This is a genomic window from Micromonospora sp. CNZ303, assembly GCF_004345505.1.
Genome location: NZ_SLVT01000005.1, coordinates 85,316 through 108,298 on the forward strand (window position 1 = coordinate 85,316; position 22,983 = coordinate 108,298).

A 22,983-nucleotide genomic window follows, 5' to 3' on the forward strand; every position below is an offset into this window, starting at 1 on the left:
GCGGGCACGGACGCGCCTGAGCCCGCCCGACGGACGGTGCGCCGACCGCAGCGCGGGGACAGGCACCCGCGCCGGGTCCGCGACGACAGCTCGCCCGGCACCGGGCACCGGACCGGAGCGGCGGTCGTGACCGAGCGGGAGACCAACCGGGTACTGGTGGTGCGCCCCCTCGCCGTGCTCAAGCTCTACACCGCTGCCTGGCGCCGCGACACCGAGGTGACGGCACTCGCGTCGCTGCGCGGACGCGCGCCGGTACCCGCGGTCATCGGCAGCGCGACGTTCGGGCGGCACAGTGCGGCCCTCATCCGGTACGTGCGGGGCAGCGCACCGGACCCCGCCAGCGCCCTCGACGTGCGGGCATCGGTCGCCGCGCTGCGGGCCGCACACACGATCACGGGACCCGCCTTCGGTCGGCTGCACGCGCCCGACCAACCGAGCTGGGCCGAATTCCTGGCGGGCCGGCTCGACTCGTACGCCGAGACACTGACGACGTTGGGTCTCACCGCGCAGGCGCGGCAGTGCCGGGCCCTGCACCACGCGCTCGACATGCTCGAAGACACGCGCCCCCACCTGCTGCACAGCGACCCGAACCCCGGCAACGTCATCCTGACCGCACACGGCCCGGTTCTTCTCGACTGGGAGCTGGCGACCTTCGGCGACCCCGAACTGGATCTGGTCCGGCTGGCCTGGGAGTGGCGCCTGCCGCCGGCGCGGTGGCCGGAGTGGGTCGGCCTCGACCCACGGTCACCCACCGTCGACCTCTACCTGCGGCTGCACCTGTTCAGCCGCCTGATGAGCGCGAGCAGCAGGCCGGGGGCCGCCTCGGCGGCGCTGGCGCACCGCTGCCTGACCGAGCTGACCGACCTGTACGACGGCGTCCACTCCCCCGGAGGCTCCGATGCAAGCTGACGCGGCCATCGACATCCTGACCTCGGTGGTACCGCAGGCGGCCCCGCTGGGCGCGACACCGGTCACGAAGGGCATCTTCAGCACCGGATGGCGGGTACACACCACCGACGGCGACTACCTGGTCAAGATCAACGAAGACTCCCGGGCCGCGGACGACTTCCTGGGAGCCCGCAGGGCCACCGAGATCGCGCTGGCGCACGGCGTGCCGGTGCCGCGCCTGCTGGGTTCGGGATCGGACGGCGACGGGCACGCCTTCCTCGTCCAGGAGTGGATCGACGGCACGGACGCCGAGGACCACTTCGCCGCCCGGGACGGGCGGGAGCGGCGGCGGGTACTCGAACGGCTGGGCGCGGTGCTGGCCCGGCTGCACGACATCCCCTACACCGCGCAGGGGCCGACCAGCATCCACGACACGGTCGCAGTCAAGATCCGTCGCTACGCCGCCCGGGCAGCCAGGTTGGAGATATTCACCCCCAGCGATCTTGATCGGCTCGTCGCCAAACTGCTGGAACTGGTCACCGAAGTGCTGCCGCCGATGTCTCCGCGGCTGACCCACCTCGATGTGCACCTGCCCAACGTGCTGGTCGACGCAGCCGGCGACGTATGGCTGCTGGACATGGACTTCGCCCGGCCCGGTGACCCGGTGGAGGACTTCGTGAAGCTCGACTGGTGGTGCTTCGCGGACGACACCGAACGGGCGGCGTTCCACACCGCCTATGCGGCGCACCGGACCCATCCGACCCCGCCACGTGACGTCGAAGCCGGGCTGCACCTGCACAAAATCATCACGGCTCTTTCCTACGTCGCCCTCTTCGCCGAGAAGGAGCCGCAGGAAGTGGCCGAATGGAAGCAGCGCCTCAGCGACGAGCGCCGGTCGGCGGCCCGGCTACTCGGAGAGGCAGTGACATGACATTCGAAGGCTACGACCTGGTGGTCGTCGGATCCGGCCTGTTCGGATTGACGATCGCCGAGCGGACCGCCGCCGAGTTGGACAAGCGGGTCCTGGTCCTGGAACGGCGCGACCATCACGGTGGCAACGCCTACTCGGAGGTCGACCCGGACACCGGAATCGAGGTGCACAGATATGGCCCCCATATCTTCCACACCTCGAACGAACGAATCTGGGCCTACGTCAACCGTTTCACCGAGTTCACCGGATACCGGCACAAGGCTTTCACCCTCTATCAGGGGCAGGTGTATCCCCTGCCGGTCAACCTCGCGACGATCTGCCAATTCTTCGGCCGCTATCTCACCCCGGACGAGGCGCGGGCACTGATCGCCGAACAGGCGGCCGAGATCGGTCAACTCCCCCCTGATCCGAGCCACGAGGAAAAGGGCATCTCACTGGTGGGACGGCCCCTCTACGACGCGTTCTTCCGGGGATACACGGCCAAGCAGTGGCAGACGGACCCGAAGGAACTTCCCGGGTCGGTCATCGCCCGGCTGCCGGTCCGGTTCGACTTCAACAACCGGTACTTCAACGACACGTACGAAGGCCTCCCGGTCGACGGGTACACCGCCTGGCTGTCGCGGATGGCGGCCGATCCGCGCATCGACCTGTGCCTGAACACGGACTTCTTCGAGCTGGCCGACGCCATTCCGGACGGGACGCCGGTCGTCTACACCGGGCCGCTGGACCGCTACTTCCGCTACAGCGGGGGTCGGCTCGGCTGGCGCACGCTCGACTTCGAGCGGGAGGTGGCGCCGGTGCGCGACTACCAGGGGACCACGACGATCAACTACGCCGAGGAGTCGGTGCCGTTCACCCGGAACGTGGAGTACCGCCACATGCACCCGGAACGGTCGTACCGCAGCGACCGTACGGTGCTGGTCCGGGAGTACTCGCGCTCCGCCGGCGACCAGGACGAGCCGTACTACCCGATCAACACGGCCGGCGACCGGGACGCGCTGCGGACGTACCGGATGCTGGCCCGGCAGGAGACCGTCGAGCGCAACGTGCTTTTCGGCGGACGGCTCGGCACCTACCAGTACCTGGACATGCACATGGCGATCGGTTCCGCGCTGGCGATGTTCGAGAACCGGATCGTGCCCTACTTCCGCGATCGGCGCCCGCTCGGGTCCACCGGTCCGACCACCGACGACAAAGAGTAGGCACCATCTTGCAGACGCTCACCGTGCTGGGCCGCGTCGTGGCGATCCTGTTCGCCGCGCACGCGGTCTGGGTACTCGTTTGGATCATCGTGGCGGCACGGGCGGTCCGCGACCGCCCTGCGGCGCCGGCCGCGGCCCCCGCGGACCTTCCCGTCATCGTGGTCATGCTGCCGGCCCTGCGCGAGCAGCGACTGGTGCGCGAGACGCTGGAATCGTTCGCCACCGCGCGATATCCCGGGACGTTGATATCGGTCGCCATCACGAGCGAACGCGAGACGGCCGAACGGGCCGCCCAGGAGGCGGCCCTGCCCGCCGTGGTCACCGAACTACGCGGTCTGGCCAGGCGTGGCAGCCGGGAGCGGGCACTGGAGAAGGTTCTCGCGCCATCGGTGATCGCCGCGACCCTCGACGAGCTGGAGCGGACGGCACCGGACGAGTGGCCCGGCGTGCTGCGCCGCGCCTTCGACGCGACGCCCACCACGGAGGAGCTGTGCCGGCAGATCACCGCCGAGTTGAACGGCAGGCCCGGTACGCACCGCTCGTGCCACGTCCACTTCCCCCACACCGACGGGCGCAAGGGTTCCCAGCTCAACTACGCGGTGGAGCTGCTGCCCGAGCTGTTGCCGGGCGTCGACCCGGACAGCGTCTACCTGGCCGTCTACGACTTCGACGCGGTGGCCCACGGGGAGACGTTCGTGGCGGTGGGAGACCTGGTGCGTGCGGCGGTCGCCGCGGGCCGCCGCCCGCCGGCGCTGCTGCACCAGGTGCAGCTGCCGCTGCGGTTCCGGGCCCCCTTCGCCCCCGGTGCCGACGGCGCCCTGATGCGCGGACAGGTGCTGTACTGGCTGCGGCGTGGCCTGGCCGTCGAGGTCGGGCGGATACTCCAGAACGACCTGTTGCGCCGCAGCCCGCGCCTGGTGCGACTGCTCGCCGCGCCCTTCCGCCCGATGATCTACGCGATCGGCTCGGGGACGTTCGTCCATCTCGGCGCGTGGCGCGAGCTCGGCCCGTTCCCGGAGATGCAGGAGCCGGTCGGGCACCGTGCCTCGCTGCTCGGCGTCGAGCAGGCGTTGGTCCCGAGCTTCAACCTGACCGAGCCCTACTACCAGACCAGGTCGATGATGAACGGGTGGGCCAACGTCTGCTACGGCAGCCTGGGGGTCGCCCGGGAACTGGACCACGTACGCCCCTACCCGTCGCCGGTCAGCCGGCCGGGCAAATGGCTGCTGGTGGCGAAGGAGCTGTTCGACATCGCCATCTGGTTCGCCGGAGTGCTGCTCATCCCCGCCGGCCTGGTGATCACGGCGCTGGGCGGCGGCTGGTGGACCGTGCTCGCCGTCGGCGCCAGCCTGGTGGCGTATCCCGTCACCGCCGTCCTGCTGCTGGCGCTGCTGCCGCGACTGGGCGGGATCGACCGCCAGGACCGCTCCGTCAGCTGGTTGACCGGGAGGCGTCCGCGGCTGACGCTCGTGGCGACGTTCGTCGCCGCGCCCTTCGTCAGCGCCACCGGCCCGTGGCTGATGTTCCTGCGCATGCTCCGCTCCTGGCGGGTGGGCACGCCGGTGCTGTCCGGGAAGACCGAACGGTAGGCCGGTCCTCGCGTCGCTCGCGAGGCGGGAGGCGCCTGGGCGGCATCGCCCAAGCGCCTCCCGCCGTCACACGAGTGACTTCGAGGCGGGCAGGTCGCGGTCGGCGTCCGGGTCGAAGAACCGGGTGAGGAAGTCCTGCTGCCAGGCGCGCGGCTCCGGCAGGTCCCACTGGCCGTACTCGCTGAGCAGTCGCTCCGGCTCCGGGCACCGTTGCCGCAGCGCGGCCAGGGCGTCCGCGGGGACGGCGTCCGGGTAGAGCATCCGCAGGTGCGCGAGCCCGTAGAAGACGGGTCCGGCCACCGCGTACTCGTCCACCCGCTCGAGCAACAGGTCCCACGAGAGGTCCGGACCGGCACGGCGTACGACCTCGGCGATGTCGACGTACTTGAGCAGCTGCCGGTGCTTGCCGCGGTTCATGAACCTGAGGGTCGTCGAGGTCTTGTAGATGTGGGCGGAGAGGTCGATGACCGCGTCCTCGGGGGACGGCACGAGGAACGAGGCGTCCCCGTACCGGTGGCGGTCGGCGTGGGCCAGGACGGCACCGACCGGAACGTCGTAGCCCTTGCCGGGCAGCGCCAACGAGACGTTGATGTCGACGCTGACGATCGGCCGGTGGAACTCGCCGAACTTGTTCATCTTGGGCAGGTCACTGCCGTACAGACGCCAGAAGGCCCGCTCCCGCTTGCTCAGCGGGACGATGTCGACGCGCGTCGGGTTGCCTTCCACGTAACCGAGTCCTTCGAGCGCCTTGACCAGGGTGGTGGCCTCCTCCCTGGTGACGAGGACGTCCAGGTCACCCATCGGTCGCGTCCCCGGCTCCTGGTAGACCGCGAAGGCCAGATGGCCGCCCTTGCGCATGAGCACCGTGATGCCCTGGTCCGCTGCGGCGTCGCTGATCGCCCGGACCTCGGCCAGCATGAGCTCGTTGGCACGTTGCGTGTCCCGGTAGGCGGAGTACAGGAGCAGCACGACGGGAGAATCGATGCCCGCGACCCTCTCGGTGGTCAGCAGGCGCCAGAGATGCCAGCCCACGAGGGGGGCGACGCGGTGCCTGGCGGCCTGCACGGCAAAGTGCCCCCAGTCCAGGCGCGGCGCGTCCCGACTGATGATCGTGCGCACCCGGGCCATGTGCGTATCCGTCACATGCTGCCTGCTGAGCAGGAGCAACAACTCCGATTCGGCTGACAACTCGGCCATTCGGCCTCCTTCTCGACGGTGCCCCGGCATTGCACGGCACTGATTCGACATCCGTCCGCAGTGGCCACGAGATCACTCTGCGTGAAGCTCACCCCTGGGCGGGCGGCACAGCTTAACGGTCTCCGGGAAGCGTTTCACCCGCCTGTCGGCCGGACGCGTGCACGGGCGTCGCCGTCGACGGGACGCGTTCCACCGCTGGGTGGGGCGCTGGCGCGGGACCCGGGCCGACAGCGAGGTTGACCAGCGCTCAACTGCTACCCGGCGATCGTTCAGCTGATTAGTGGACTCTCGCTCCGATCTTGATCACTATAACCGTCAGCGGCACAATGGCCGCTGGGTTCGGTGGAGACAGCAGGGGGCGTGGATGGAGTTCCATCAACTGGGCCGCAGCGGCTTGCGTGTGTCCACGGTCACTCTGGGTACCTTCAACTTCGGCGGTCCGACCGACGAGGCCGCAGCAGAGGAGATCATCCACACGGCTCTCGACGCCGGCGTCAACCTCGTCGACACCGCCAACGCCTACCAGGACGGCCGCAGCGAACAGATCCTCGGCAAGGCCATCCGTCACCGCCGCGACGACGTCCTGATCGCCACCAAGTGCTACAACGAGGTCGGACCGGGGCCCAACGACTGGGGCAACTCCGCGTACGCCGTCAAGCGCGAGTGCGAGCGGTCCCTGCGCCGCCTGGGCGTCGACCACATCGACATCTTCCACCTGCACCGGCACGACCTACGGACGCCCGTCGAGGAGACCCTCGGCGCCCTGGCGGACCTCGTGCGGGAGGGGAAGGTCCGCTACATCGGCACGTCCACGATGCCGAGCCCGGAGGAGATGGCCGAGCAGCCCGGCCTCGGCGTGGTGCCGACCTGGCGTCTGGTCGAGATGGCCGTGCTGGCACGAGGCTCGCTCGGCACGCCCGGCCCGATCGCCGAGCAGTCGCCCTACAACCTGCTCGAACGCGAGGTGGAGCGGGACATCCTTCCCATCTGCCGCGAGTACGGCGTCGGCTTCGTCGCCTACAGCCCGCTGGCGATGGGTTACCTCAGCGAACGGTTCCTCGGGGAGCCGCCCGCCGACGCCCGCTTCACGGAATGGTGGTCACCGCGCGGCACGGTCTGGGAGCCGGTGCAGCGGGCCCTGGCCGCGCTGCTGGAGCTCGCCGCCGCGCACGGGCAGTCGCTGCCCGAGTTCGCCCACTCGTGGCTGTCCGGCAACAGTGACGTGACCAGCACCATCATCGGTCCCCGGACCCTCGACCAACTCACGCTCGCGCTCAAGGCGACAGAGACCACCGTCGACGCACAGGCGCGTCAGGCGGTCGACGCGATCGTCGCCCCCGGCAGCAGCCTGTGGTTCCGGACCATCGAGCAGGGCCATCGCGGCACACGTGACAGCGAGGAATCTTGAGCCAGGGCATGAACGACCTCACCTCCCGCCGACCCGTCGTGCTGCTGACCGACGACGGTCTGCTCTCGGAATTCTGGGCGTTCCTGCGCGAACGGCTGGAAGAGCGCCTGTCCCCGACCTGCGACATCCGCTACCTCGACGTACGCGAAAGCGATCTGGCCGCCGTCGACTGGGCCGACGTCGACGCGGTCGCCCTGTTCGGGGGCGAGCTCACCCACGACATGATCGCCGCCGCGACCCGGCTGAAGGTGGTGGCCAGCGAAACCGACACCTGCGGGATCGAGGCCATGGACGCGTTGTGGGACGCGGGCATCCCGTTCGTCGAGGGAACTCCCGGCTGGGGCCAGTCGGTCGCCGAGTGCGGGCTGAGCCTGATCCTGTGCGGGCTGCGCCGCATTCCGCAGTGGCACCACGAGGTCATCACCGGCTTCCGCCCCTGGGACTACCCGTACGTGCAGTTCTGCGACGATCCGCGCTTCGCCAACGGCACCGTGGCGGGCAAGACCGTCGGCATCATCGGGGTCGGCGAGATCGGCGGGCGCATCGCCAGCTGGTGCGCCATGCTCGGCGCGACCGTGCTGGCGTACGACCCGTTCCGCTCCCCGCAGCGCTTCGCCGAGGTCTCGGCGGAGTCGGTGGACCTCGACCGGCTGGTGCGGGACTCCGAGATCCTCGTCGTCGCGGCACCGGACACCCCCAGCGTCACCGGCGTGGTCGACCGCGACCACGTCTTCGCCCTGCGCAAGGGCGCACTCGTCGTGACCGTCACCCGAGCCGCCGCGATCGATGCCGCGGCACTGCGGGAGCGGGTACTCGCCGACGAACTGGCCTGGGCCGCGGACGTGTACGACGTCGAACCGCTGCCGGAGGGCGATCCCCTGATCGGCAGGCACAACGTGGTCCACCTGCCGCACATCGCGGGGCGCACCAGGGACGCCAACATCGCGGTCGCCGACATCGTCGCCGACGACATCCTGCGCGTGCTGGCGGGAGAACAGCCGCGGCACCCGCTGACACCCCAGCGACTGCAGGTCCGGCTCGGCCGAACGCCCGCCGCCCGGCACGGCAAGGACGGTACCGGTGGGTGACCTGGAGAACGGCTGGACGGTCAGCGATGCGTTCCCGGCCGCCGGGCTGAGCCCGGGCGAGCTGACCGCCGGCCTCGACCGCGCGTACGCGGAGACGACCGGTTGGGACGATCCCACGGTGACCCGGCTCGGCTTCGCCATGTCGGCCCCGCACGAGGTGGCCCTCTCCGCCTGGACCCGGTTCCTGGCCCTCAACAGCAACAACGTCGGAGTACACACCCCCTTCGGCGCCGGGCGCGCCGGCACCCGGCGGCTCGAACGCGAAGCTCTGCTGGGCCTCGCCGGCCTGCTGCACGCCGACTCGGCCGACGGCTACATCACCTCGGGCGCGACCGAGGCGGTGCTCCAGGGACTGCGGATCGGACGCAACTCCGTCCGGGCCGACGCGTCGTCGCGGGTCACCCTCATCACCAGCGAGTTCGCCCACCACTCCGTCACCAAGGCCGCCGAGGTCCTCGGCCTCGACCTGCGCACGATCGCACCCGGCCCGAGCTGGGTCATCGAGCCGGAGCAACTGGCGCAGGCCGTCGAGGCGGCGATCGCCGCCGGCGCGACCGGCATCATCGTGGCGCTGACGGCCGGCTACTACAACAGCGGCCTGTGCGACCCGGTCGATCAGCTGGCCGCGCTGCTGCGGCGCCGCGCGGTGCAGCTCGCCGATCAGGTGCGGTTCTTCTGCTACGTCGACGCGGCCCACGGCGGCTTCATCTTCCCGTTCAGCGATCCCGCGCTGGCCTTCGACTTCCGCAACGTCGGCGTGCACGCGATGGCCCTGGACCCGCACAAGTCGGGCCTGCTGCCGTACTCGTGCGGGGTGCTGCTCGTACGCAAGGGCCTGCTGGGGCACGTCACCGAGGCGAGCCCGGTCACCGGGATCGTCGACTCGACCCTGACCGGGTCCCGCCCCGGCGCCGCAGCCGCCGCCCTGTGGGCCACGATCTTCGGCCTCGGCCACTCCGGTTTCACCGCGGCGATCCAGGAGTGCCTGCGTCGCCGGGACCTGATCGCCGACGCGATCCGTGCCGCCGACCCGGAGGCGGAGATCCGGTCGGCACCCGCCTCACCCGTCGTCGTGGCCGGCTTCTCCACACCGGACGGGCTGCTGCCGAAGGAGTTCACCGAGCGCTACCGGCTCCTCGCGGTCAGCGCGCCCGCGCCGCAGGGCGGACGCCGCAGCTACCACCACTTCTACGCCGGACACAGCCTCACCGACGAACAGATCGCCCGATTCGCCACCGGCTTGTCCGAGGCGGTCGCACAGGCCAGGGCCGCACGTGCCAGGCCCGGGCGCGGGAAGGCCGACGCCGGTGTGCCGGAGCAGTTGCGTGACATCGCCGCCGACACCGACTGCTTCCGGCACTACATCGTGCACCCGCCGGGCCGCCGCGACCCGGACGAGCCCGGGTATTCCTTCCACACCTTCCTGCACCGCTCCGCCACCGGCGAGCCCCTCCAGGTGCGGGAATGGGGTGAGACCGCGACGGGTCGCCAGGCGCACGTCTACGCCCCGGATCTCGCCGACCCGTTCGGCAACGAGCTGTTCGGCGTACGGACCGCCGACTACTACGTCGAAGTGCTCGACCGGTCGCAGCAGAAGCTGTCCCTGGTCGGGGGCGTGCACTTCAGCGTCGGCACCGGTGACCCCGGCGAGCGGGTGCTGATGAACCTGGAGAGCACAGGCGAGTTCCGGTCGCTGGAGTACAAGTTCGGCGAGGGCGAGTTCACCGACGAGATCCAGTGTTTCCGGGACCGCGTCGTGGTGAAGCTCGGCAAGAGCGCCCGTGGCTTCCGGCGGCGCGCCCACAGCGACGACTACTCGTTCTCCATCGACACGTCGTTCGAGTGCACCGTCGAACTCGCCGACGACGACCGCCCGGCCCGGTTGGACATGCTCCGGGTCAGCGGCGATCCGCTGCTGCCCCGGCGGACACACCTGCTGCGGCAGGAGTACCAGCGGTTCCCGAACCGCTTCTTCGACATCGAGTGCACGGTCGTGGTGGGCGCAAGGTCGCCGGACGCCTGGCGGTTGTCCGACCTGGTCGCCGCGTCGGCGGCGGACGCGCTCGTCGCCCGGTCGGGCCTGGTCGGCCGCTGCGTACCCGACGTGTCCGGGAGCGCCGGAGAGCTTGTCGTGACCACCGCGTCGCTGCCTGCCGGACGGCGTACCCGGATGGCGGTCGACACCGGCGTGGGCCGGCGCATGGCCCGCCTCCTGCCCGTCTTCGACGTCTCCGAACCGGAACGGTTGCGGGTCGACGATGTCGTCGCCGTCGCTGATCACGGCGCCGACCTGATCCGGGCGCACGCGGCGGTACGGAGCACGGACGGCGGAACCGGGACGGTCCTGGCCACCGCGGTCGGGGTCGCGGCATGACCACTTCCTTTATCGGCGCCGACCAGAACGCCGACGATCTCGCCGTGGCCGCGATGGACCCGCTGCGTGCCGACGACGTCCTCGCCGAACTGCCCGCCGCCAACGAGCGCGCCGACACGGCGTGGATGGTCGACGCGCTGGCGGACCTCAGCGCCGACTTCGATACGGCTGACGTCCACACCGCCCGAGCCGCCCTGCGCGACCTGGGCTTCCTCGCCGCGTCCCTCGTCCGGCACGATCCGGACGCCGACCTGCACGGCATCGAGCCGACACTCCTGCGCCTGGCCGCCGTCGCCGACGAGGTCCCCCGCGACACCGTGTACAGCTACACCACGCGCAACCCGGTCGGCCCCCGCCGCCGTGGCTTCCTGCTCAGCGACGAAGAGCACGTGTTCATCGACTCGGTCGTCGCCGCGACCCAGGCACTGAACCTGGCCGTCGACGACCTGGCCGCCTGCCGCGACCGCGCCGACCTCGACGAGGACGTGCTCCTCGCCGCACTCGGCCAGGTGCACGACGGGGTCGAGGTCCTGCGCAAGAACCTGCGTACGGTCCAGCGGACGATCACCCCCGACTACTTCTCGCACCGGCTACGGCCCTACTTCCCGTCGATGGACATCGGCGGGAAGGCCTACATGGGTCCCGGCGGCGCCCAGATGCCACTGCTCGTCCTCGACGTGCTCCTGCTCGCGCCGAGCGAACCGGGCCAGCTCGGCGCGTGGCACGACGACTATCTCGTGGAGAACGTGCTCTACCTGCCGCCCACCCACCGGGCGGTGTGCGACGACACGCTCCTGGCGTACCGCAGCGGCAACTCGCCGCTGCTGCGCTGCCTGCTCGAGTCGCCCCGGGTGCGCGCGGAGTACGCCGCGCTGCTCAAGCGCATCCTGCGCTTCCGCTACCCCCACCGCCAGGTAGCCCGGGCCAACATGGCGATCCGGGCCGAAGGGTCGCTGGGCAGCGGCGGCTACACCGTCGAGGCCCTCGACCACCTCATCGAGATCACCACGTCCAAGGCCGCGGTGACGCTGCCGTTGCCCCGACAGCGGAGAGGAAGCGCCGATGACCGCGACCGGTAGTGTGGCGGGCTTCGCCCCCGTACGGGTGGGTTCGGTGCGCGGCGCAGTCCCGTCCGTGCCACCCGCCGCCGGGATCGAGGGCCGGGTGCGCCTGCGCTACCCGAACCGGCTGAACGCGATGGCACTGGACCCGAGCAAGGTGCTGCCCGGCGCCGGCTCCTACCCCGCCGGTGAGCTGGTCTTCGTCACCGACCTCTTCACGAGCGTCGAGGTCCAGGGCACGGCGTCCGGCGACGGCGTCGAGATCACCGCCGACAGTGCCCGGCCGGTCCTGGGGCGCCACGCCGCGCTGCTGATGCGCCAGGTCCTGGGCCTCACCGGCGGAATGCGGATCACGATCCGCTCGCACCCGCTGCCTCCGCACGTCGGGCTCGGCAGCAGCAGCGCCGTCCTCTCGGCCGTCGCCGCGGCGATCAACGAACTGTGCGGTCGGCCGCTGGACCACCGGACGCTGATGCGGCTGCTGGTCGACAACCACGGCGAGGAGATCGACGGCAACGACGACGAGATCATGCCGGTCCAGTGCATCGGCGGCTCGGCCGCCGCCGGTCTGGTACCCGGCGCGATCCAGGTGGTCTCCGGAAACGCGGTCGCGCTGCTGGCCGCCCCCGCGCCGGCCGGGCACACGATCGTGCTCGCCGTACCGCCGGACCTGCGCAGCTGGGACGCCTCGGAGAGCCTCCGCGCCGAGGCGGAGAACTTCGACGGGTTCCTGGAGACCGGCCGTCGGTACGCGCCGCAGATCGCCTACCGGTTGCTGCACGAGTGCTGGCCCGACCTCGTCACCGGCACTCCGCGCACCCTCGGGCAGCTCGTCTTCGACTACCGGTTCGAGATGGGCAGCATCCGCAACTGCGCCTTCTCGCACCCCCGCCTGCTGGAGTACGCGGAGCAGGTGCGGCAGCTGTTCGAGTCGGGACAGGCCGCCGTGCTCAGCCTGTCCTCGGTCGGGCCGCTCTTCTTTGCTCTCACCGAGCAGCCCGACGTCGTCGCGGCCGGCTTCGAAGCCGCGGGCCTCACCACGTTCCGCGCGATGCCATGGGACCAGGGCTACCTGATCGACGAGTGCACGGTGAAGCGCCATGCGCGCGACGGGTGACTACTGGAACCGGCCGGACGTGGTGACGGCGTTCGCCACGGCGTCGCCGCCGGGATACCTGGCCGACATCGTGCCGCAGGGCGACCCCGGCGCGGTGGCGCTCGACGTCGGCTGCGGTGGTGGGCGGAACCTGCCGCTGCTGGCCGAACGGGGCTACCGGGTCGTCGGACTCGACCTGCACGCCGAGATGGTGCTGCGCGCACAGGGCGTCGCCCCCGGTGCCGCCTTCTGTCAGGCGGACGTCGCCGCGCTGCCGGTGGCCACCGCGCGGGCCGCGGTCGTGGTGTGTCACGGGGTCCTGCACAACCTGCCCCGGCCGGAACAGGTCTCCGCGGCCATCGGCGAGCTGGGCCGGGTCGTCGCCACCGCCGGCGTGGTGTCGCTGAACCTGTTCAGCGCGGCGCATCTGGACCACCGGCTCACCCCGCTCGCCGACGACCGGCACCGGCTCCCCAACGGACAGGTGATGACGCTGCTGCCGCCGGAGCGGATCGCCGCGCTCTGCCGTACCGCCGGGTTCCAGTTCGTTGACGGCCCGTTCGAATACCTCCACGATGCCGACCCCGGCCAGCGCTCAGTCTGGCGGGCCGTCCTGCGACCGACGGGGACCCGATGATCCAGAGCGAAGCAGCCCTCCTCGACACCGAGCCGGCCGAGCTGGCCGATCCGCACGCGCTGGCGGCACGGCTCGGCGTACGCGCCGGGACCGTCCGGCTGGGCCAGACCAGGATCGCGGTGAGCAGCGCCGACCCGCGAGCCATCACCTACCTGCACGACCTGTTCACCCCGGCGAACGACATCTGGGAGCACCTGCCCGACGACTTCTCGCCCTGTTCGCTGGCCGCCGTGAACCTCGCCGTCTCCGACGCGTGCTTCGCCCGGCTGGTCGAGCACTACGCGGCGCAGGCGGTCCGGCGCCGAGCCGTACACCTGCACGTGGCCGCACCCGGGACCCGCTACGAGCTGGCCGACGGGACCTGCGCCGTGGTCTCGGAGCCCGACGAGATCGACGGCACCAACCTGGTCGTGCAGTCCCCGCGCGGCCTGGTGTTCGTCACGACCGCGCGCCCCTACGCCCACCTGGCGCTGGCCCGGCACCTGCGCGAGTTCGGCTACCGGCGGGGCGAGAGCGACGGTTGGGCCGGGCTGCACGCGTCCTGCGCGGCCACCCCCGAGGGCAACGTGGTGGTGGTCGGCCGCTCCGGTGCCGGCAAGTCCACCACCGCCCTGGCCCTGGCCGCTGCCTCCGGGTGCGCCTTCGTCGCCAACGACCGGGTCATGGTCCGCGCGGACGGAGAGCAGGTGACGGCCTGCGGGATGCCGGTGCCGATCCGCATCAACGGCGGCACCATGCACGCGCTGGGCCTGAAGGACGCGACCAGCTGGCAGCTGGCCCGCCGGCAGCCGGACTTCGTCACCAGCGACTGGCAGAGCTTCTGCGGAGACTCCAAGCTGAACCTGCTGCCCGTCGAGTGGCGTGCGCGCACCGGCACCCCCCTGGTCCCCTCCGTGCGGCTGGCCGCCATCGTGCTGCCCCGCGTCACGAAGGACTCCGCAGTGCTCAGCGTGCGTCGGGTCGATCCGGACCAGGCGCGCGAAGTGCTCACCGAGCAGCTGATGACTCCGGACGACGACGTGTTCGTCGAGGACTGGCTACAGGCCCGCACCCGCGACCGCGACGAGATCGGCACCATGGCGGGGCGGACGTTCGAGGCGCTCATGCGGTTGCCGATCCTGGTCGCCGAGCTCGGCACCCGCAACACGCTGGTGAACCTGTCCAGCTCCATCCGCGAGGCGCTCGGAACGCTGCGTGCCTGACCTCGCCTTCGCCGCGTTCGACCTGGACGGCACGCTGGTCGACGAGCGCGGCGTGCCGATGCCCGGCACGGTCGAGGGGCTCGCCCGGCTGCGCGAGCGCGGTCTGACACTCCTGCTGGTGACGGGACGATCGACGGTGCTGTTCGAGGCGCTCGGTCTACCCGAGCGCCTCCTCGAACTGTTCGGGCCTCGCCTGCTGCTCGACAACGGCAACGTCGAGTACGACCGCGCCGCCGCCCGGGCGACATATCGCCGCGCGCTGCCCCGCGAGGTGCTGCCGACGCTGCTCGCCGCGGGTTTCACCGAGCTGATCGCGGAGCTGGATCACCGCTATGTCGCGACGTCCCGGCGGGCGTCCACGTGGTTCGCGATGGCGCACCGGCTGCCCCGGTCGTCCATCGAGGTCGACCCGCAGCTCGGCGGGAGGGCGCAGGTCGGCTCGGTGCTGGTGCTGGACCGTGTGCCGCTGCCCGAGGGGCTGTTGGGCGCTGCGGTCGAGGCGATCCCGTTCGCCGGCACCGCGGCGAAGCTGCTGCGGCCTGCGGGGACCTGCAAGACTGCCGCGGTGACGGCGTTGCTGGTCGAGCAGGCCGGTGAGGCCGACCTGAAGCGGGTCATCGCGTTCGGCGACGGGCGCAACGACCGGTGCCTGCTGGCCTCTGCGGCGGTCGGGGTCGCGGTGGCCGACAGCCACGCCGACGCCGCTGCACGCGCGACGATGCGGCTGTCGGGCCCGATCGGAGACTTCCTGGCCGCCTTCCACCCGGACACGCTCGTCCGGCGTGACCGGCCCGACGTCGTGGAGGATTGCGCGCACTGACGGTCACCAGCGCCCGAGCAGGACCTCCCGGTCGTCCCGGTTGCGCCAGATCCAGGTGGTGCCGGCCGGCACCTCACCGGTCAGGTAACCGAGGATCGGCTCCCGCTGGTTGTCGCTTTCGAGCTGCCCGATCAGCTTGAGGGCCTCCGGCAGCGGGAAGAACGCCGCCTCGGCGATCTCGTCGTCCTCCGGCAGGGTCTCGCCCTCCCAGTCGTTGATCTCGAACGCGATCGCCAGTGCCGACGGGTACCGCTCGGAATCGATGTGCATCACGAACGCGGTGGCGACCGGATCGCCGACCACCAGGCCGGTCTCCTCCTGCATCTCCCGCCGCAGCGCCTCGTGGAAGACCTCGCCGTCCTGGACGCCGCCGCCGGGGAGCGACCAGAGCATCTCGCCGTTCGCGCCGAGGCTCTCCCGCACCAGAAGGATCTCGTCGCCTCGCCGGACGATGCCGATGACAAGCTGCACGCGGGAAACAGGCGCCCGCGTCGGCGCTTCAGATTCAACAGAGGTCATAAGCAGAGAATCCTACTGGTCCGCCCGGCGGTGACACTCCCCGGGCGTGCACGTCGCCGGCGCCGCGTCGGGCGATGACCGGGGGTGATGCCGCTTCGGGGAAGCACTCCACTCCGGCTCGGCGACAGCTCGTGTACGGTCGACCCTGCCGTGCATGGTTGCCGACCGGGGAGGTGAGTCCAATCAACGCTGTGACAGGTCGGGACTCCCTGCCCCGCATGGTCTAGGGAGCGCCCGCACAAGGCACCCCGAAAGGCCCGCGTTCCCGATGCACATCCACGAAGAGTTCTTCACCGTCGGTGGTGTTCCCGCTGTCAGGTGGACCCAGGACGACGAGACCACCGCCGCCCGCCCGCTGATCCTCCTCGGCCACGGCGGCGGCCAGCACAAGACCGCCCCCGGCATCCTGCACCGCGCCCACCGCTTCGTGACCAGCGGATTCACGGCCGTCTGCGTGGACGTTCCGAACCACGGCGACCGGCCGACCGACGACCGTTACCAGGACATCGCCACCGAGATCCAGGCCCGCGTCGACTCCGGCGACGAGTTGGCCCCGCTGCTCGCCGGATTCCAGGCCCTGGTCGCCGAGCAGACCGTACCGGAGTGGCGGGCCGTCCTGGATCACCTCGGGTCGGAAGCCGTCGGCTACTGGGGAGTGTCGCTGGGATGCGGGCTGGGCGTGCCGTTCGTGGCCGCCGAGCCGCGGGTCCACGCGGCGGTGCTGGGCCTGGGCGGCGCCGCGGCCCCGGCCTCCGCCGCAGCCGCCGCACAGATCACCGTGCCGATCGAGTTCCTGGTCCAGTGGGACGACGAGCGGGTGCCCCGCGAGCAGAGCCTGGCCCTGTTCGCGGCGTTCGGTTCGGCCGAGAAGACGTTGCACGCCAACCCGGGCCGCCACGGCGACCGGCTCCCGGAGCATGAACTGGACAGCGCCGTCCGGTTCTTCACCCGCCACCTCATGCCGCGCTGACCGGCATCGCATCCACCGAGCCCCGCTCGGTCGACACCACGGCAGCGGCCGGTCGAGCGGGGCCTGGTGGATGACGAACTGCACCGACCGGCCGACGACGACCTGAGCGGGCACATCGACGGGTCCGACCGGTCAGAACGGGGCGTCCACCGGGAGTCGACGCACCTGCGTCAGGTAGGGGTCCAGCTCGCCCACCTCGAACCGGCAGGTGCCGATGACGTGCCAGAACTGACCGCCCGGATCACCGTCCAGCTTGTAGCGCCCGTCCGGGCTGCGGCCGAGGGCGCCGGCAGCGGCACGCCGTTCAGCCGCCACCGCTACCGCAGCGTGGCGGCGAACTCCTCGAACCGGGTCGCAGTCGTGTTGCCCTCGTTGCGGCCTTCGATCGGGCGCAGTCGACCGGCGCTGAGCGCCTGGTTGAACTCGACGAGCAGGGCGGCGAAGTCGGGCGAGAACCCGGCGGTCCCGGTGAGGATCGCCGCCATCTCCTCGTCGGACAGCTGGACGTACCGGAGGTCCGGGCGGCCGATCGCCGTACCGATCGCGGTCGCCACCTCTGTGTACGTCAGATCGCGGGGGCCGAGCAGCTCGCGGACCACCACGCCACTCCAGTTCCGCTCGCGTAGCGCTTCGGCGGCGGCCACCGCGACGTCGGCGGTGGCGATCATCGGTACCTTCGCGTCGGGCGCGACGGAGTCGGCGACGACTCCCTCATGACGGATCGTCTCCAGCGCCGAGTGGAAGCCCTCGAAGAAGGCACCGGGACGCAGGAGCAGGACGTCGACACCGTTCAGCGTCCGCAGTCGCTGCTCCTGCCGGTGCAGACTGGCGATGAACCCGTTACCGCCCGCCAGCTCCGCGCCGATCGAGCTGAGCGCGACCACGCGGCGTACCTCCCCGCTCTTGCGGATCGCCGAGACGATGGCCTCCCCGCGTCGGTCCTGGTCGGCGTGGTAGTCGGGCAGGGTCGGGTCGAACGCGGTGAGCGTGTAGACCGCGTCGGCACCGGCGAAGGCGCTCGCCAGGTGGTCGGCGTCGCGGACGTCGCCGACGGCGGTCGCGGCCCCCAGCGCGGCCAACTCGGCGAGCCTCTCGGGCGAGCGGCCGAGCGCACGGACCTCCTCGCCGGCTTCGAGCAGCAGTTCGGTGACCTTGCGACCGGTGTTCCCGGTCGCCCCCATCACGGCGATCATGTCAGTCCCTCTCGGTCGGCGTGCCTTGCTACACGTCCAGCCTCCAGGGGACTTGAGGGACTGACTATGACTTCCTGTCCGTAATACATGCTCCTTCGTCCAGCCGGTCTGGATCGTCGGTGCGTTGCTCCTGGCACACTTGCGGCATGCCCGACGAACGTGGCCCATGGCCCTCGGCCGCCGACCCGCTCGGCGAGGCGCTGCACTTCCTCGAGCTGCGGGGTGCGTTCTACTGCCGTTCGGAGTTCACCGCCCCGTTCGGGCTCGAGCTTCCGCCACTCAAGGGCCACCTCTGGTTCCACGTCATCACGCGTGGGAGCTGCTGGCTCGACGCGCCAGGGGCGCAGCCGCGACGCCTCACCGGGAGCGAACTGGCCCTCGTCCCGCACGGCCAGGGCCACCGGCTGCGCAGCGAACCCGACGCGCCGACACCGAGCATCTTCGAGCTGGAGCGCGAACAGCTCGGCGAGCGCTACGAGATCCTCCGCTACGGCGGCGGCGGTGAGCGCATCGACATGGTCTGCGGGGCCGTACGCTCCGACCATCCGGCGGCAGGAAGACTGCTGGCCCTGCTGCCACAGATCCTCGTCCTCGACCCGGCGACGGACCCTGCCCGACTCGACTGGCTCCACTCCACCCTGCGACTGATGGCGGTCGAGGCCGACGGCCTGCGCCCCGGCGGCGAGACGGTGATCACCCGCCTCTCCGACGTGCTCGTCGTGCAGGCGCTACGCGCATGGCTGGAGAACGACCCGGCCGCCCGGTCCGGCTGGCTCGGGGCCCTGCGGGACCCACTGATCGGCCGCGCGATCTCCCTCGTCCACCGCGAACCCGGCCGGAACTGGACCGTCGCCTCGCTCGCCGACCAGATCCCGATGTCGCGCTCAGCCTTCGCCGCACGCTTCACCGAACTGGTCGGCGAACCCGCGATGAGCTATGTGACCCGCTGGCGGATGCACCTGGCCGCGACGGCGCTACGCGACGAGGGCGCCACCGTGGCCGAACTCGCCGACCGCTTCGGCTACCGCTCGGAGGCCGCGTTCGCCCGGGCGTTCAAGCGTGTGGTGGGCTCTCCACCCGGAGCGGCACGACGGACACTCCCCGCACCCAGCCAAGGAATTCGCCGTCCGAGGGAATCGACGCCGCCGAGCACGCAACCGAGGCCTGAATAAATCGAGGCATGAGCCGCAATCGTCGAGGTTCAACTTCCATTCACACTTGCCTCGCGGCGTTGTCAGACATCGATCTTCGAAAGTTGGACCCCATCGCCCCCGCCGATATACGACCTGCGACATGAGCGGGCGGCGGGATCGAATTGCGGTTGCGGCACATTCAGGTCTGCGCGGTCATGCCGACATTGCCGCCGACAGTCGCCGCGGACCAATCCCTACCGCCGGGAAGAGGCGCGGTCAAACCGCCACCGGGTCGCGGTCGTCCCGTCGGCGCCGTAGCCGAAGGCCTGGACCGGGCAGATCCGATAGAAGGCGTACTCGGGCGATCCGGGCAGGCTCCTGTCGTAGGCTCGGCCGTCCCGGATGTCGAACGACCAGCGGCACTTCGCCTCGAAGGCGGCGGCCACCCGGCGCAGCATGGCGTCGCCGGAAACCCGGTGAGCTTCGCCCTTCACCACCAGGTCGAGATCCTCGTCGCCGACCATGAGGACACTGTGCGGGTTCCGGGCCAGGTTTCGGCCCTTGCGGGTGTTCGGACGGCTCGCGACGCACGGCACCCCGTCCACCAGCACCAGCAGCACCGGCGCGGCGTGCGGATGGCCGTCGGGGCGTACCGTCGACAGCCAGCATTTGGGGGCCGACCGCAGGCACGCCAGTGCCTGACTCCAGGGCTTCACGGTCGCCGCGTCGGTGCTGAACGGTGTCGCGTCCTCCGGCTGGAAGAGCAGCTCAGCGATCGGGGTGTCGACTGTGACGACGGATCCTCGGGCATGTCGTACGCGTCGTGCGGGCGCCAGCCCTCTGGCGAATTCTTCCAGGTCTCCTGCCACGCGCAAGGTTTTCAGCGCGGCACGCCAGTCCTCGGTCGGCATGATCAGCGGATGGTTCACGCGGTCCTCCTTTTCGGCTTTGCGGCTGAAGTGGGGAGGGAAGCAACAGCCACGTCACTTAATGACATTGACTAATGCGAAACTAACACGCACACCTGCCTCGCGCATGGCGACCGGAACCTTCAACCGCGCCTTGCCCATGAGGCGGTGCCGGGATCCGTAGGCATTGGAGGACGAGTTCGCGCCGCTGCCGGACCTGATCCAACAGCAGGCCTATCTGGTCGACAGCGCGGTCAGGAGATCGACTACTCTGCGCGGCTCCTGCTCTTGGACCCCGTCGGAGATGCTCCACCCGCGCAGGAATTCAAGGCGCTATCCGCCGCGGCCCGAACGACTGGTCGCCGCCGATGTCGCCGTTGGCGACCGCTGCATGGCGCCCGTGGGGCGTGACGGCGGACGGCAACGCCGCTAGCCTCGGTCTGTGGACCGGTGCGACGAGTGCGGCTTCTACTATGCCGGCGTCTCCGCCGACGAACTGCCGCCGTTCCTGCGCGCGCTCGGCGGGCGATACTCAGCCGCCCTCGCCGAGGTGCGGCAGGTGCGCCGACGACCGGCCGAGGGGGTGTGGTCGCCGCTGGAGTACGCCTGCCACGTCCGCGACGTGCTCGGCGTGCAGGCCGAACGCCTCGCGCTGGCGCTGCGCGTCGAGGAGCCGGAGTTCGCCCCGATGGGACGCGACGAGCGCGCCGTGGCGGAGGCGTACAACGAGCAGGATCCCGCGACCGTGCTGACGGCGCTGGGCGCGGCCGCCGACGACCTGGCCGCCCGGTTCGGCGTGCTCGGTCCTGCGGAACTCGCCCGCACCGGGGTCTACCCGTGGCCGCGACCGCAGGCCCGCACCCTGCTGTGGCTCGGCCGACACACCATCCACGAGGGCGAACACCACCTGCTCGACATCCGCCGCGCCGCGCGGTCGGAGGCGTCCCGCTAGGTCATCGGGACTGGAGATCGACCTGGCGGGCGCCGTCGAACACCGAGCAGATGGTGGGACGACCTGCTCCCGCCGGCTCGGCCGGCTCGCGGTTGCCGACCCGGCGTCAGACATCCAGGGGGACCGATGATCCGCTCGCCCGGCTCCGGCACCCACGCGCCACCCCACCAGGGCGTCGAGCGGTCAGGAAGCGGCCGGCCGGCAGAGGCCCGAGGGAGCGACACTGACGCATGTCAATGTAGGGTTTCATCGATGTGAAGTGACGGGTCTCGCCGACCTGTCGGGGCAACGCCGCCTCCACCACACGACACCGACGATGTCCAGGGAGAGCAGATCATGAACGAGAATCGGGTGGGGCGGCTACGGACGCGATGGCGGCGGGCAGCCCGAGCCGCCGTCGCGACGGCGGCCGCTGTCGGGATCACCGTGCTGGCAATCGGCGTCACGGCGGGTGCGGCCACGGCGGGCGTCAGTTCTGCCGACCGGGGCACGCCGAACGCCTCGGTCGCCGCCGGGCCGGTGTCCCGGGTCGCCGCGGGCAATCTGCACACCTGCGTGATCCGCACCGATGGCGCACTCTGGTGCTGGGGCAACAACTTCTACGGCCAGCTCGGCGACGGGACCTCCACGGACCGCACCGCTCCGGTCCGGATCGGCGACGCCACCACCTGGGCGCGCATCGACGCCAGCATCAGCACCACCTGTGCGGTACGCACGGAGGGAACGCTGTGGTGCTGGGGCAGCAACAACAACGGGCAGCTCGGCGACGGGACGACCACGAAACGGAGCAGCCCCGTACGGATCGGCGACGGCACCACCTGGGCCAGCGTCAGCACCGCCACCAACCACACCTGCGCCGTCCAGACCACCGGCACCCTGTGGTGCTGGGGCCAGAACCGCCACGGGCAGCTCGGCACCGGCGTGACCCCCTATCAGGCGACCACCCCGGTACAGGTCGGCACGGCGACCACCTGGGCGAGCGTCACGACCGGGTACGCGCACACCTGCGCCACCCGCACCGACGGGACCCTGTGGTGCTGGGGCAGCAGTTCGGACGGGCAGCTCGGTCTCGGCATCCGGGACTACCGGGCGACACCGACGCAGGTGGGCACCGCGACCACGTGGACCGGCGTGACGGCCGGGTACGTGCACACCTGCGCGGTCCGCGCCGACGGGACGCTGTGGTGCTGGGGCGAGAACGGGTACGGCCAGGTGGGCGGGGGCCTCGGCTTCCAGACCACCCCACTCCAGGTCGGCACCGGCACCACCTGGGCGAGGGTCGAGACGAGCATCGACTCGTCGTGCGCGACGCGCACCGACGGCAGCCTGTGGTGCTGGGGCAACAACGCCTCCGGGCAGCTCGGCGACGGCACCACCACCCACCGGTCGAACCCGACCCGGGTCGGTAGCGCCACCACCTGGACGGACAGCCTCGCCGCGTCCTACCACGCCTGCACGATGCGCGCCGACGGCAGCCTGTGGTGCTGGGGCGACAACTCGTTCGGGCAGCTCGGCGACGGCACCACCGCTCACCGGTCGACCCCGGCACAGGTGGCCCTGCCGGGCTGACCGCCACTGATGGACGAACGGTGCCGTCGGTCCGCGCCGCCGCGGACCGACGGCACCGCACCATCGGCCGGTCCCCGAGTCGGTCGCGGCGGCCTCGTCACCGGGCTTCAGACCCTCGATCGGCTTGCTACCGAGCCGGTGACCGGAACCGCGACCGACCGGGGTCGGATCCCGTTGCATCAATACTTAAGTATCTTTATATTTCGATGGCACAGATTCCCTCTCCGACCACCGGAGGTGCCCCGT

The 22,983-nt window shown here is 70.9% G+C and carries 21 protein-coding genes; 16 read left to right on the plus strand and 5 right to left on the minus strand.

Annotated elements, in window-relative coordinates; genetic code table 11:
• The first annotated feature begins 126 nt into the window (after positions 1 to 126).
• Genes EV374_RS10750 through EV374_RS10765 form a run of 4 tightly spaced genes read left to right on the plus strand, consistent with a single transcriptional unit; the run spans position 127 to position 4,610 of the window.
• On the plus strand, positions 127 to 909 hold the full coding sequence (locus EV374_RS10750; RefSeq protein WP_165947750.1) for a phosphotransferase: 783 nt from the start codon (positions 127 to 129) through the stop codon (positions 907 to 909).
• Complete coding sequence (locus EV374_RS10755) at positions 899 to 1,819, plus strand: aminoglycoside phosphotransferase family protein (RefSeq protein WP_132234146.1); 921 nt, start codon at positions 899 to 901, stop codon at positions 1,817 to 1,819. The genes EV374_RS10750 and EV374_RS10755 overlap by 11 nt, the downstream gene beginning before the upstream one ends.
• Complete coding sequence (gene glf, locus EV374_RS10760; protein ID WP_132234148.1) at positions 1,816 to 3,021, plus strand: UDP-galactopyranose mutase; 1,206 nt, start codon at positions 1,816 to 1,818, stop codon at positions 3,019 to 3,021. Before EV374_RS10755 ends, glf begins: the two co-directional genes overlap by 4 nt.
• An 8-nt stretch (positions 3,022 to 3,029) precedes the next feature.
• Complete coding sequence (locus EV374_RS10765; RefSeq protein ID WP_132234150.1) at positions 3,030 to 4,610, plus strand: hypothetical protein; 1,581 nt, start codon at positions 3,030 to 3,032, stop codon at positions 4,608 to 4,610.
• A gap of 66 nt (positions 4,611 to 4,676) precedes the next feature.
• On the opposite strand, the gene EV374_RS10770 is transcribed toward EV374_RS10765, so the two are convergent.
• Entirely contained in the window at positions 4,677 to 5,807 is a 1,131-nt protein-coding gene (locus EV374_RS10770) for a nucleotidyltransferase domain-containing protein (RefSeq protein ID WP_165947751.1), read from the minus strand.
• A gap of 364 nt (positions 5,808 to 6,171) precedes the next feature.
• Here EV374_RS10770 and EV374_RS10775 point away from each other — a divergent pair, with 364 nt between their 5' ends.
• From EV374_RS10775 to EV374_RS10810, 8 genes are read left to right on the plus strand one after another with little or no spacing between them, the layout of a single operon-like run.
• Entirely contained in the window at positions 6,172 to 7,215 is a 1,044-nt protein-coding gene (locus tag EV374_RS10775) for an aldo/keto reductase (RefSeq protein ID WP_132234154.1), read from the plus strand.
• Complete coding sequence (locus EV374_RS10780; protein ID WP_132234156.1) at positions 7,212 to 8,303, plus strand: NAD(P)-dependent oxidoreductase; 1,092 nt, start codon at positions 7,212 to 7,214, stop codon at positions 8,301 to 8,303. The genes EV374_RS10775 and EV374_RS10780 overlap by 4 nt, the downstream gene beginning before the upstream one ends.
• The gene (locus EV374_RS10785; RefSeq protein ID WP_132234158.1) at positions 8,296 to 10,677 is read left to right on the plus strand and encodes a pyridoxal-dependent decarboxylase; all 2,382 of its coding nucleotides are present in this window, start codon (positions 8,296 to 8,298) and stop codon (positions 10,675 to 10,677) included. Before EV374_RS10780 ends, EV374_RS10785 begins: the two co-directional genes overlap by 8 nt.
• Positions 10,674 to 11,756: a monodechloroaminopyrrolnitrin synthase PrnB family protein gene (locus EV374_RS10790; RefSeq protein ID WP_132234160.1), complete on the plus strand. Its 1,083-nt coding sequence runs from the start codon at positions 10,674 to 10,676 to the stop codon at positions 11,754 to 11,756. The genes EV374_RS10785 and EV374_RS10790 overlap by 4 nt, the downstream gene beginning before the upstream one ends.
• Positions 11,740 to 12,855, plus strand: a complete 1,116-nt coding sequence (locus EV374_RS10795; RefSeq protein WP_132234162.1) for a GHMP family kinase ATP-binding protein — start codon at positions 11,740 to 11,742, stop codon at positions 12,853 to 12,855. The genes EV374_RS10790 and EV374_RS10795 overlap by 17 nt, the downstream gene beginning before the upstream one ends.
• The gene (locus tag EV374_RS10800; protein WP_132234164.1) at positions 12,839 to 13,471 is read left to right on the plus strand and encodes a class I SAM-dependent methyltransferase; all 633 of its coding nucleotides are present in this window, start codon (positions 12,839 to 12,841) and stop codon (positions 13,469 to 13,471) included. The genes EV374_RS10795 and EV374_RS10800 overlap by 17 nt, the downstream gene beginning before the upstream one ends.
• Positions 13,468 to 14,673 (plus strand): hypothetical protein, encoded by a 1,206-nt coding sequence (locus EV374_RS32485; RefSeq protein WP_165947752.1) that lies wholly within the window; start codon positions 13,468 to 13,470, stop codon positions 14,671 to 14,673. Before EV374_RS10800 ends, EV374_RS32485 begins: the two co-directional genes overlap by 4 nt.
• Complete coding sequence (locus tag EV374_RS10810) at positions 14,666 to 15,493, plus strand: HAD hydrolase family protein (protein ID WP_132234166.1); 828 nt, start codon at positions 14,666 to 14,668, stop codon at positions 15,491 to 15,493. The genes EV374_RS32485 and EV374_RS10810 overlap by 8 nt, the downstream gene beginning before the upstream one ends.
• A gap of 3 nt (positions 15,494 to 15,496) precedes the next feature.
• Here EV374_RS10810 and EV374_RS10815 read toward each other — a convergent pair whose 3' ends face one another.
• Positions 15,497 to 15,964, minus strand: coding sequence for an NUDIX hydrolase (locus EV374_RS10815; RefSeq protein WP_225851927.1), 468 nt, complete (start codon positions 15,962 to 15,964; stop codon positions 15,497 to 15,499).
• 316 nt (positions 15,965 to 16,280) lie between these two features.
• Between EV374_RS10815 and EV374_RS10820 the strand changes: the two genes are divergently transcribed.
• Positions 16,281 to 16,982 (plus strand): alpha/beta hydrolase family protein, encoded by a 702-nt coding sequence (locus EV374_RS10820; protein ID WP_132234170.1) that lies wholly within the window; start codon positions 16,281 to 16,283, stop codon positions 16,980 to 16,982.
• A 132-nt stretch (positions 16,983 to 17,114) separates the two neighbouring features.
• On the opposite strand, the gene EV374_RS10825 is transcribed toward EV374_RS10820, so the two are convergent.
• The gene (locus EV374_RS10825) at positions 17,115 to 17,297 is read right to left on the minus strand and encodes a hypothetical protein (RefSeq protein ID WP_132234172.1); all 183 of its coding nucleotides are present in this window, start codon (positions 17,295 to 17,297) and stop codon (positions 17,115 to 17,117) included.
• Positions 17,298 to 17,299: 2 nt separating this feature from the next.
• Positions 17,300 to 18,175 (minus strand): NAD(P)H-binding protein, encoded by an 876-nt coding sequence (locus EV374_RS10830; RefSeq protein WP_132234174.1) that lies wholly within the window; start codon positions 18,173 to 18,175, stop codon positions 17,300 to 17,302.
• Positions 18,176 to 18,321: 146 nt separating this feature from the next.
• Here EV374_RS10830 and EV374_RS10835 point away from each other — a divergent pair, with 146 nt between their 5' ends.
• Positions 18,322 to 19,347: an AraC family transcriptional regulator gene (locus EV374_RS10835; RefSeq protein ID WP_132234176.1), complete on the plus strand. Its 1,026-nt coding sequence runs from the start codon at positions 18,322 to 18,324 to the stop codon at positions 19,345 to 19,347.
• A 215-nt stretch (positions 19,348 to 19,562) separates the two neighbouring features.
• On the opposite strand, the gene EV374_RS10840 is transcribed toward EV374_RS10835, so the two are convergent.
• Positions 19,563 to 20,237 carry a pyridoxamine 5'-phosphate oxidase family protein gene (locus EV374_RS10840; RefSeq protein ID WP_486485691.1) on the minus strand — a complete coding sequence of 225 codons (675 nt, stop codon included), beginning with the start codon at positions 20,235 to 20,237 and terminating at the stop codon, positions 19,563 to 19,565.
• A 421-nt stretch (positions 20,238 to 20,658) separates the two neighbouring features.
• On the opposite strand from EV374_RS10840, the gene EV374_RS10845 reads away from it, so the two are divergent.
• Positions 20,659 to 21,168: a DinB family protein gene (locus EV374_RS10845; protein WP_132234178.1), complete on the plus strand. Its 510-nt coding sequence runs from the start codon at positions 20,659 to 20,661 to the stop codon at positions 21,166 to 21,168.
• A 336-nt stretch (positions 21,169 to 21,504) separates the two neighbouring features.
• On the plus strand, positions 21,505 to 22,737 hold the full coding sequence (locus tag EV374_RS10850; RefSeq protein WP_132234180.1) for an RCC1 domain-containing protein: 1,233 nt from the start codon (positions 21,505 to 21,507) through the stop codon (positions 22,735 to 22,737).
• Positions 22,738 to 22,983: the final 246 nt, after the last annotated feature.